The organism is Thalassospira sp. UBA848 (genome assembly GCF_002295455.1).
In the GTDB taxonomy this organism is placed as follows: domain Bacteria; phylum Pseudomonadota; class Alphaproteobacteria; order Rhodospirillales; family Thalassospiraceae; genus Thalassospira.
Genome location: NZ_DBGS01000040.1, coordinates 1 through 11,290 on the forward strand (window position 1 = coordinate 1; position 11,290 = coordinate 11,290).

Here is an 11,290-nt window from a genome sequence, read left to right on the forward strand (position 1 = left end):
ATCTTTTTCGGGCCGTCGAACTTGGCTTCACCGTTGATCACAGTGACCTTGTTCTTTTTCAGCAAGTGACCAACGCCACCGGCGAGCTGCTTGGATACGCCACGCGAACGCTGGATCACGGCATCCAGATCAAAGGACGGCTTTTCACATGAAAGTCCGTAATCCTTTGCGTGGTGCATGTTGCGATAAACTTCGGCCGAACGCAGCAGCGCCTTGGTCGGGATGCAGCCCCAGTTCAGACAAATTCCGCCAACATGTTCACGTTCAACAACAGCCGTTTTCAGGCCAAGCTGGGCCGCACGGATTGCGGTGACATAACCACCCGGGCCTGCACCAATCACGATTACGTCGAAATTGTTATCCGCCATCGTAGGATCTCCTTCGCCTGCCCATTAAGATTGCAGGTCTTTAAATTCAAATGCTTGCGGGGACTTATTAAAGCCCCCGCGCAACTTTGGACCCTCAGAGCAACATGCTCAGCGGATCTTCAATAAGCTTTTTGAATTCGGCCATGAATTCCGCACCGACTGCGCCATCGACGGCACGATGGTCAACAGAAAGCGTGCAGGTCATGACAGTGGCGATTGCCAGTGCACCGTCCTTGACGACCGGGCGCTGTTCACCGGCACCAATCGCAAGGATACAGCCCTGCGGCGGATTGATGATCGCCGAGAAGTCCTTGATGCCAAACATGCCAAGGTTGGATACCGAGAAGGTCCCGCCCTGATAATCTTCCGGCTTCAATTTGCCATCGCGTGCCTTGCCAGCCAGTGCCTTCATCTCCGACGAGATTTCAGCAAGGCCTTTCGAACCGGCATCACGGACCACAGGCGTAATCAGGCCACCTTCGATGGCAACTGCCACCGAAATATCCTGTTTCTTGCACTGCAGGGTCGCCTTGTCGGTCCAGATGGAGTTCGCCGCCGGGACCTTTTTCAGCGCCAGCGAAACCGCACGGATGACGAAGTCATTAACCGAAATCTTGACACCCTCGCCCGCTTTTTCATTCAGCTGCTTGCGGGTTGCCAACAGATTGTCGAGTTCGCAATCAACCGTCAGGTAGAAGTGCGGAACCTGTTGCTTGGACTCGGTCAGACGGCGCGCGATGGTTTTGCGCATACCGCTGTTCGGAATCTCTTCGTATTCCGGAAGCCCCGTAAGATCCGGGTTCCAGCCCGAAGCGGCCGGTGCAGCGGCTGGCGCGGCATCCGATTTCTTCTCTTCGGAAGCGGCTTCTTTTTCGGCTGGTTTGGACGAAAGAGCAGCTTCGATGTCGCGTTTCACGATACGACCGCGCGGGCCCGAACCGGAAATGCCGGAAAGCTCGACACCTTCATTTGCAGCAATACGACGTGCAAGCGGGCTTGCCTTGATCCGTTCACCACCGGAAACCGGTGCGGCCGGAGCTGGCTTGTCACCACTTGATGCAGCCGGTTTGTCATCAGCAGCCGGTGCTTTTTCCTCTTTAGCGTCGTCCTGGGCTGGCGCGCTTTCGCCACCACCAGTGCTTGCAGCAGAGGTATCCGCACCTTCAAGCGCGCTTTCATCTTCGTCTTCTTCCAAAAGCAGGGCGATGACTTCATTCACCGCAACATTTTCGCTGCCTTCAGAAACAAGGATTTTACCGATTTTCCCTTCGTCGACGGCTTCAACTTCCATCGTGGCTTTATCGGTTTCGATTTCGGCGATGACGTCACCCGACTCAACGGTGTCGCCTTCCTTGACGTGCCATTTCGCCAAGGTGCCTTCGGTCATGGTCGGCGACAGGGCCGGCATCAATACTTTTACAGGCATGAACGCATTCTCCCGGTAACGGGGCGGCGCGGTTTGACCCGCGTCCTGCCCCTGTCCGTCTTACTTAGCGATAGCAAACGGCCTTGGCCGCGGCAACGATGTGGCTGTCCTGCGCAAGCGCAAGCTTTTCAAGGTTGGCTGCATACGGCATCGGAACATCTTCGCCGGTGACACGCGCAACCGGTGCATCGAGGTAATCAAATGCATGTTCCATGGCAACCGATGCGATTTCCGCACCAATGCCCGAGAAGTGCCAGCCTTCCTCGACCGTCACCAGACGATTGGTCTTCATGACCGAACGCACGATGGTGTTCACGTCCAGCGGACGGATGGTGCGCAGGTTGATGACTTCGGCCGAAATGCCCTGCTCCGCCAGTTGCTCGGCAGCTTTCAGCGCCTTGCCTACCATGATCGAGAAAGCAACGATGGTAACATCGGTACCTTCGCGCTCGATCTTGGCCTGACCAATCGGCAGGACGAAATCTTCGTCGTCAGGCACTTCGAAGCTCTGACCGTACATGATTTCGTTTTCAAGGAAGACAATCGGGTTCGGGTCGCGGATCGCAGCCTTCAGCAGGCCTTTCGCGTCTGCTGCCGACCAAGGTGCGACAACTTTGAGGCCCGGGCAATGTGCATACCAGGATGCATAGCACTGCGAGTGCTGGGCACCAACGCGCGATGCGGCACCGTTCGGACCACGGAACACGATCGGGCAACCAAGCTGGCCACCGGACATGTACAGCGTCTTCGCAGCAGAGTTGATGATCTGGTCAATCGCCTGCATCGCGAAGTTAAAGGTCATGAATTCCAGAACAGGCTTAAGCCCCATAAAGGCCGAACCGGTTGCAAGGCCGGTGAAGCCGTGCTCGGTGATCGGGGTATCGATCACACGCTTGTCACCGAATTCATCAAGCAGTCCCTGGGTAACCTTATAGGCCCCTTCGTACTGTGCAACTTCTTCACCCATGACAAAGACGTTTTCGTCAGTGCGCATTTCTTCGGCCATTGCATCACGCAGGGCTTCACGCACGGTCTGGGTTTTAAAGCTGGTATAGGTCTTTTCGTCCTGGGTGCTGTTCATCACGCTCATTGCGCGCGGCTCAGCTTCGGAACGTTCAATCGCACCACTGGCAGAGACCGGTGCAGCGTTAGACGATGCGGGTGCCGGGGCCTTGTCCGATGATTCTTCTTTGGAAGAGTCATCTTCTTTTGCCGGTTCGGCATCTTTCTTGGGTTCAGAGGACGCAGAGACGTTATCAAGTGCTGACGCGTCTTCGTCTTCTTCAAGGATATAGGCGATCACCTGGTTGACCGCGACATTCTCGGTACCGGCATCGATGACAAGTTTACCAATGGTACCCTCGTCAACGGCCTCGACTTCCATCGTGGCTTTGTCGGTCTCGATTTCTGCGATAACGTCACCGGATGCGACAGTGTCGCCTTCCTTGACGTTCCATTTGGCAAGTGTGCCTTCGGTCATGGTCGGCGACAGGGCCGGCATCAAAACTTCAATCGGCATTGTTCCCTCTCTCCCGGGAAATATCGTTCAAAAGCGGTTCGCAGTCTCTGCGATCACGCGTCGATCAGAATGTCGGTAAACAGTTCGGAAACATCCGGCTCCGGGCTGTTTTGCGCGAACTCGGCCGCTTTTGCGACTTCGGCCTTAACTTCCTTGTCGATGTCTTTCAGACCGGCTTCATCAACGATGTTGCCGTCGATCAGGAGTTTTTTGACCATATCGATCGGATCGTGCTCTTTACGCATTTTGTCGAGCTCGTCCTTGGTACGGTACTTCGCCGGGTCGGACATGGAATGACCGCGATAACGATAGGTTTTCAGTTCAAGGATGTATGGCCCCTTGCCAGAACGGCAGTGTTCCACAGCACGTTCCCCGGCAGCTTTGACCGCCAGAACATCCATGCCGTCAACCTGCTCACCCGGAATGCCATAGGCCTTGCCGCGTTCATACAGGTCCGGGCTGGACGAGTGACGCTTGGTCGAGGTGCCCATCGCATACTGGTTGTTCTCGATGCAGTAAATCACCGGCAGTTCCCAAAGGGCTGCCATATTGAAGGCTTCATAGACCTGACCCTGGTTGACGGCACCGTCACCAAGATAGGTCATGCAGACCCGGTTCTCACCGCGATACTTGTAATTAAAGGCAATACCGGTTCCGAGCGGAACCTGCGCACCCACGATGCCATGGCCACCATAGAAATTCTTTTCCTTGGAGAACATGTGCATCGAGCCGCCCTTACCGCGGGAATACCCGCCTTCGCGGCCCGTCAGTTCGGCCATGACACCAGCCGGATCCATGCCTGTTGCAAGCATATGGCCGTGGTCACGATAGCTGGTGATAACACCGTCTTCGTCCGATGCAGCAGCCTGCATGCCGACAACGACGGCTTCCTGCCCGATATAAAGGTGGCAGAAACCACCGATGAGACCCATGCCATACAGCTGACCGGCTTTTTCTTCAAAGCGACGGATCAGAAGCATTTCACGGTAATATTTGAGGAGATCGTCACTGCTCGCCTGATTGTCAGCGCGCGTCGTGCCGCGTTTGCGTTTTGGTGTGGTCGCCATGTTTCCTCCCGGTGGATGGCTATCGCTTAAGCATCATGTATGAGTGCTTAATTCGGTACTGGACCACCGAAATGACTACCTAAAACAGACCACAAGGGCAAGCAATCTAACTTCGATTAAACTGTTGTTTTGCAACGCACAATCACAAATAAACCACATTATGGTTAATTTGTAACTTTACGTGTTTTTGCAGAGATACAGAGTTTTCAGCGACTTGGGGCAATGCCTTAAAACCCTTTCATTCCCACACGTCACAAATGCTATGCTTTCGTGAGGATAATTCCGCATAGCAGCGCACAATGGAAAACAACTGCAAGAATGCATTGCTTATCAATGACCTCTACCAGGATGACCGGAAAACTGGCCTAAACCATAAGTCAGTTTAAACAACGACTTACCCGGTTAGGCACATTACTGAACGCAATTCACAACCAAGAATTTCTGCCCAAGGACATTTTATAAGACTGACCAGGACGCGAAGTTGCGCTTGAAACATCAATTGGTCGCACTCGGATTCTTTTGCACGCCAGATGTCAAACAACAGCCATGCCCGACACGGTCAATTGGCGTCTGCCGTCATCACCGCAAGATCACCGTAACCGTCGTGATGGAAAATGATCAAATCATCCGGATGCGCCGCATTGAGCATTGCGCGTGCGCGCTCATCAAGCAGGTCCGGATCAAGGTGGGTCGCACGCAACGAAATAACGTGCTGTTCAAGTGCCTTTCGCTGCGCGGTCGTTTCTTCGAGCACATTGGCAATCTCGCGCACCCTGTCTTGCATCGACCAATAGGTCAGCAGGCCACGCTCCCCTTCCACGCTGTGGAAGATGAAATATGCCATGACTGTAAATGCGATAACCGGTGCGACGGCCTGCTTAAGGCGACGAAAAACCGGTGAGTTGGACGACATTTACCCTATGCCCCTTGCACATTTGTGCGTTTTGGCGACAAAACAGACCATTCCGGGTTCACAACACAAAAACTGCATGCGTTATTTCCCTTGCTTGACAGTGACTTACCATCAAACACAGCTAGAAACCCGGTAACATTACCCCTCACCTTGCGCATAACCGGGTAAAAATAGAGTTAAACCATCAGCGCAAACTGATGCGATTACGGTCAATCCGCTAATCCTGATATTCGAATTTATTGCCCCGTTCCGGAAACAAAACAGGCCGCCTTCCCTTCGGAAAGCGGCCTGCTGACACATCGAGCTGTGTGTTTTCTGTTACTTCAGGATCGAACGACCCGGGAAGTAGGCACCGGCATCAAGAAGCTCTTCGATGCGGATCAGCTGGTTGTATTTTGCCATACGGTCCGAACGCGACAGAGAACCGGTCTTGATCTGACCACAGTTGGTGGCAACCGCCAGATCGGCAATGGTCGCGTCTTCGGTTTCGCCCGAACGATGTGACATCACGGCGGTGTAACCGGCACGGTGGGCCATCTCGACCGCTTCAAGGGTTTCCGACAACGTGCCGATCTGGTTGACCTTGACCAGGATCGAGTTGGCGACACCCTTCTTGATGCCATCGGCCAGACGTTTCGGGTTGGTGACAAACAGGTCATCACCGACCAGCTGGGTTTTGGCACCAATGGCAGACGTCAGTTCCGCCCAGCCGTCCCAATCGTCTTCGGCCATGCCATCTTCGATGGAGAAGATCGGGTATTTACCCACAAGATCGGCCCAGTATTTGACCATCTCGCTCGGATCAAGGGTCTTGCCTTCACCGGCCAGAACATATTTGCCGTCCTTGAAGAACTCGGTCGATGCCGCATCAAGGGCCAGCACAACATCTTCTTCCGGGCGATAGCCAGCCGCTTCGATCGACTTCATGACATAGCTGATGGCTGCTTCGGTCGATGCGATATTCGGCGCAAAGCCGCCCTCGTCACCAACGTTGGTGTTCAGGCCATCAGCTGACAGGGCCTTTTTCAGGTTATGGAAGATTTCCGCACCCATGCGAATGGCATCCGATCCGGTTTCTGCCGACACCGGCATTACCATGAATTCCTGAACATCAATCGGGTTGTCGGCATGCTCGCCGCCATTGATGATGTTCATCATCGGAACCGGCAGTGTGCGGGCAAAGGCGCCGCCAACATAACGATAAAGCGGAAGACCCGCGTCTTCGGCTGCGGCCTTTGCCGTTGCCAGCGACACGCCCAGAATGGCGTTTGCACCCAGACGGCCTTTGTTTTCGGTGCCATCAAGCTCGATCATGACATTGTCGATGGCAAGCTGGTCTTCGGCATCCATGCCAGCCAGCGCCTCAAAAATCTCACCGTTGACCGATGCGACCGCCTTGGTCACACCCTTGCCAAGATAGCGGTCTTCCTTGTCGCGCAGTTCGACAGCTTCGTGTGCACCGGTGGATGCGCCCGACGGAACGGCAGCACGACCAAAGGCGCCATTCTCCAGGGTGACATCAACTTCGACCGTCGGGTTACCACGGCTGTCAAGGATTTCGCGGCCGCGAACATCAATAATAGCGGTCATGACAGAAACGTTCTCCTCACTGGTAGGAACCATACCTGTTTCTCAGGCATGCAGGTTGCAGCAAAAAAGAATGCCGCCAATCACAGACTGGCGGCATTTGATATTATGCGTCAAACATGTCCAGACGAACCGGATTGGCTTTTGCCACTTTGTCCAGTTCCATCAGAACCGAAAGAACTTCAGGAAGTTTGTTCAACGGGATCTGGTTCGGGCCATCGGAAATGGCCGTCGCCGGGTTATCGTGGGTTTCGATAAACAGTGCCGCGATGCCAACCGCAACGGCCGCGCGGGCCAGAACAGGCGCGAATTCGCGCTGACCACCTGAAGAGGTGCCCTGTCCGCCCGGTTGCTGAACCGAATGGGTCGCATCGAAGACAACCGGATAGCCCTGCTGGGCCATGGTGGGAAGTCCACGGAAGTCTGTGACGAGCGTGTTATAGCCAAAGCTGGTCCCACGGTCACAGAGCATAATATTGTCATTGCCGGTCGCAGCCAGATTGTTGGCCACATTGGCCATGTCCCAAGGTGCCAGGAACTGGCCCTTTTTGACATTGACCACCCGCCCGGTCTTGCCCGCGGCCTGCAACAGATCCGCCTGACGGCACAGGAATGCCGGGATCTGCAGGATATCGGCAACTTCGCCAACGGCCGCACACTGATCGGGTAGATGCACGTCGGTCACAATCGGAAGCCCGGTGGTTTCCTTGACCTCGGCGAGGATATCAAGCCCCTCGGTCAGACCGACACCACGCTTAGACGTCGTGCTGGTCCGGTTGGCCTTATCAAACGAGCTTTTGTAAACAAGCCCGATGCCAAGCCCCTCGGACAGTTCCTTGAGGGCTGCGGCCATTTCCAAAGCGTGCTGGCGACTTTCGATCGCGCACGGGCCAGCCAGAACGGCAAACGGCTTGTCGTTGGCGATTTCGATATTGCCGACTTTGACGGTTTTAATCTTGGTCATTGCAATGACTTTCAGTCGATCACTTCTAGGCTGTTTGTTTTAGAGGTCAAACCGCCACGATCACACCAGACGGCTACGTTCTTTGGCAGCCTTGATGTAGGAAACAAACAGCGGATGCGGATCCAGCGGGCGCGAACGCAGTTCCGGGTGGAACTGAACGCCGATGAACCACGGATGATCCGGATATTCAACGATTTCCGGCAAACGACCATCCGGCGACAGGCCCGAGAATTTCAGTCCTTTTTCCTCAAGCTGGCCCATGAAGTTGACGTTCACCTCATAGCGATGGCGGTGACGTTCAAGAACGGTTTCACTGCCATAGATGTCGCGCGCATGCGTACCGTCAACCAGCTTGCACTCGTAATTGCCAAGGCGCATGGTACCGCCAAGATCATCATCATCCGAGCGCCGCTCAACCGAGCCGCCATCTTTCGCCCATTCGGTCATCAGACCGACAAGCGGTGTCTTGGTCGGGCCGAATTCGGACGACGACGCATCCTTGAGCCCTGCAAGGTTACGGGCCGCCTCAAGAACGGCCATCTGCATGCCAAAGCAAATCCCGAAATACGGAACCTTGTTTTCGCGGGCATAACGGGCTGCGGCAATCTTGCCTTCTGCGCCACGTTCGCCAAAGCCGCCCGGTACCATGATGGCATCAAGCTTGGACAGGATTTCGTTGACGTTGCCTTCTTTTTCAAGCGCATCAGACGCAATCCATTCCAGATTGACACGCACCTTGTTGGCAATACCGCCATGGGTCAGGGCTTCGGTCAGCGATTTATAGGCATCAGGAAGCTGGATGTATTTACCAACGATACCGATGGTAACCTCGCCTTCCGGGTTACGGATGGTGTTGCAAATATCTTCCCACGGCTGCAGATCCGGCTCCTGCGCCTGCAGGCCGAAGTGATGGAGCACTTCGTTATCCAGGCCATACTGGTGATAGCTGATCGGCACCTGATAGATATTGTCAACGTCATAGGCCGGAATAACCGCTGCTTCACGGACGTTGCAGAAACGTGCGATCTTGCGGCGTTCATTGATCGGAATTTCACGATCACAACGGCACAGAAGAATGTCAGGCTGAATACCGACACTCTGCAGCTCCTTGACGGAGTGCTGGGTCGGCTTGGTTTTAAGCTCGCCGGCCGAGGAAATATAAGGCACAAGCGTCAGGTGCATGAACAATGCCCGGCCATCACCAAGGTCGTTGCCCATCTGACGGATGGCTTCAAGGAACGGAAGGCTTTCGATATCCCCTACCGTGCCGCCGATCTCGACCAGGACAAAATCCTCGGTCGCATCGGACATCACGAATTCCTTGATCGCATCAGTGATGTGCGGAATGACCTGCACAGTCCCGCCAAGGTAATCGCCGCGACGTTCCCGCGCGATCACGTTGGAATAGATACGACCAGTGGTAACGTTATCGGAACGGCGCGAAGACACACCGGTAAAACGTTCATAGTGACCAAGGTCAAGGTCGGTTTCGGCCCCGTCTTCGGTCACATAGCATTCGCCATGCTGGTACGGGCTCATGGTGCCCGGATCGACGTTAATATACGGATCAAGCTTACGCAGACGAACTGTAAAGCCGCGTGCCTGCAGGGACGCACCCAAAGCAGCGGAAGCCAGACCTTTGCCCAGCGAAGAAACAACGCCACCGGTAATAAAGATATAACGAGTCATTTCTTTGCCTCATCTCAAAGCACAAAGCCTCGGTTCAATGCCGTTTAGTGCATCACGAACCGTGGAATACAACAATCAAAAATTGAGGCGGCAAGTTTGCCGCCTCATGTCGTCGGTTTATTTTTTTATCGGGTCGGAGCCGCGGGCCCGGTATCCTCGGCGGGCTCAGTGACCGCCGGTGCCGGTGCCTGATCAAGGATCGAGGCCGGCTGGGTATGGGTGTTCGACTGAAGGGCAAGGATGATGCTGGTGATCATGAATGCGCCTGCCAGAATCGCAGTGGTACGGGTCAGCAGGTTCGCAGCGCCGCGTGAACTCATCACGCCGAAGCCGCCGCCTCCGCCGCCACCGCCGCTGTTACCGCCGATACCAAGCCCACCGCCCTCGCTGCGCTGCACGAGAATCACGGCAATAAGGCCGAGCGCAAGAAGAAGGTGGATTACCAGAATGACTGTTTGCATGGTGTCGAAACTCTTGTCCTAATCTACCGATCCAAACGCAATTCGGCCCGGATCGGGCATAAATTTGATGCGTATTTAACGCGTTTTATGGCTGTTGGCTAGAGCATATTAAACAAAATCTGCACCACAGTCCGTCAGGCACAAGATTCAATAATCTGCCAGAAATCTTCAACCTTGAGGCTCGCCCCGCCAACAAGTGCGCCGTCGACATCTTCGACAGCCATCAATTCCGCAGCATTCGACGGCTTGACCGAACCACCATACAGAATTCGGAACTGATCGCCATCCTCAAACCGTGCCATCAGACCTGCGCGGATTGCAGCATGAACTTCGGCGACTTCTTCAACACTTGCCGTACGGCCCGTACCGATGGCCCAGACCGGCTCATAGGCGACAACCGTATTTTTGGCATTCGCCCCATCGGGAAGCGATACAGCCACCTGCCCGTTCACCACCGGCAACGTCGCGCCAAGATCGCGCTCTTCTTCGGTTTCACCAACGCAAACCACCGCGATCAAACCGGCATCATGGGCCGCAATCGCCTTTTTGCGAATATCGGTAGAGCTTTCACCATGATCGGCACGACGTTCGGAATGCCCGACCAAAACATATTGCGCGCCAATATCGGCAAGCATCGGGGCCGCCAGATCACCGGTATGCGCCCCCGAAATTGCCGCATGGCAATCCTGGCCACCAACTGCGACTGGGCTGTCCTTGGTCACACCGACCGCCTCGGACAAAAGTGTCGCCGGCGGACAAACCAGAACATCACATCCAAGCGATCCTTTCTCAGACGCCTTTGCCGCCAAGCCAGATGCCAGCGCAAGACCATCTGCGCGCAAACAGTTCATTTTCCAGTTTCCGGCAATCAGGGGACGGCGTTGGGTCATGAGAGGTACCTCGTGCTGATCAGGTTCACATATTGTCCTTGTATCAAAATGATCACAAAAGCTTTGCAACCGTTACGATTTGTTACAGGACCTGTTTCGACGCGGGTTTTAGCATGTCAGTCCACCGGGGCCAAGTACCCGAAGACGCCTGTTGGTATATTTAAGATGTGATCCCTGTCATCTTCGATACAATCGCCTGTTGCCGCTGATAACACTCGCCATTAAGATGCGCGGCAAATTTGCTCGGGCCGATGCGCCCGAACGATCATAATGAAACGACGCCAAAGCCTGATTTTGGCGTCAAACCACGGATTGTTAGGCTTATCATATGCTTGCTGGCATTCGCACATTTTCGAAATCAATCTTCGCCAAGATCATCTTCGGCGTGATTGCACTGAGCTTCGTG

Annotated in this window: 10 protein-coding genes; all 10 read right to left on the reverse strand. The window is 54.7% G+C overall.

All coding sequences use genetic code 11. The features are described from left to right. A partial coding sequence (locus tag B2R48_RS05440; RefSeq protein ID WP_296998603.1) for an FAD-dependent oxidoreductase occupies positions 1 to 368 on the reverse strand: 368 nt, incomplete at its 3' end. 94 nt (positions 369 to 462) lie between these two features. Beyond that, positions 463 to 1,794, reverse strand: coding sequence for a pyruvate dehydrogenase complex dihydrolipoamide acetyltransferase (locus B2R48_RS05445; protein ID WP_213473279.1), 1,332 nt, complete (start codon positions 1,792 to 1,794; stop codon positions 463 to 465). Between the two features lie 64 nt (positions 1,795 to 1,858). Continuing rightward, a complete protein-coding gene (locus B2R48_RS05450) occupies positions 1,859 to 3,313 on the reverse strand; it encodes a pyruvate dehydrogenase complex E1 component subunit beta (RefSeq protein WP_296998605.1) in 1,455 nt (484 codons plus the stop codon). 53 nt (positions 3,314 to 3,366) lie between these two features. Then, positions 3,367 to 4,380, reverse strand: coding sequence for a pyruvate dehydrogenase (acetyl-transferring) E1 component subunit alpha (pdhA, locus tag B2R48_RS05455; protein ID WP_062954685.1), 1,014 nt, complete (start codon positions 4,378 to 4,380; stop codon positions 3,367 to 3,369). Between the two features lie 559 nt (positions 4,381 to 4,939). After that, positions 4,940 to 5,293: an FtsB family cell division protein gene (locus tag B2R48_RS05460; RefSeq protein WP_062954683.1), complete on the reverse strand. Its 354-nt coding sequence runs from the start codon at positions 5,291 to 5,293 to the stop codon at positions 4,940 to 4,942. 318 nt (positions 5,294 to 5,611) lie between these two features. Continuing rightward, positions 5,612 to 6,883, reverse strand: coding sequence for a phosphopyruvate hydratase (gene eno, locus B2R48_RS05465; RefSeq protein WP_062955244.1), 1,272 nt, complete (start codon positions 6,881 to 6,883; stop codon positions 5,612 to 5,614). 103 nt (positions 6,884 to 6,986) lie between these two features. Further along, the gene (kdsA, locus tag B2R48_RS05470) at positions 6,987 to 7,844 is read right to left on the reverse strand and encodes a 3-deoxy-8-phosphooctulonate synthase (RefSeq protein WP_213473282.1); all 858 of its coding nucleotides are present in this window, start codon (positions 7,842 to 7,844) and stop codon (positions 6,987 to 6,989) included. A 60-nt stretch (positions 7,845 to 7,904) separates the two neighbouring features. Next, positions 7,905 to 9,533 carry a CTP synthase gene (locus B2R48_RS05475; RefSeq protein WP_062954679.1) on the reverse strand — a complete coding sequence of 543 codons (1,629 nt, stop codon included), beginning with the start codon at positions 9,531 to 9,533 and terminating at the stop codon, positions 7,905 to 7,907. A gap of 125 nt (positions 9,534 to 9,658) precedes the next feature. Next, positions 9,659 to 9,994, reverse strand: a complete 336-nt coding sequence (gene secG / locus B2R48_RS05480; protein ID WP_062954677.1) for a preprotein translocase subunit SecG — start codon at positions 9,992 to 9,994, stop codon at positions 9,659 to 9,661. 134 nt (positions 9,995 to 10,128) lie between these two features. Continuing rightward, positions 10,129 to 10,884: a triose-phosphate isomerase gene (gene tpiA, locus B2R48_RS05485; protein ID WP_296998614.1), complete on the reverse strand. Its 756-nt coding sequence runs from the start codon at positions 10,882 to 10,884 to the stop codon at positions 10,129 to 10,131. Between the last annotated feature and the right edge of the window lie 406 nt (positions 10,885 to 11,290).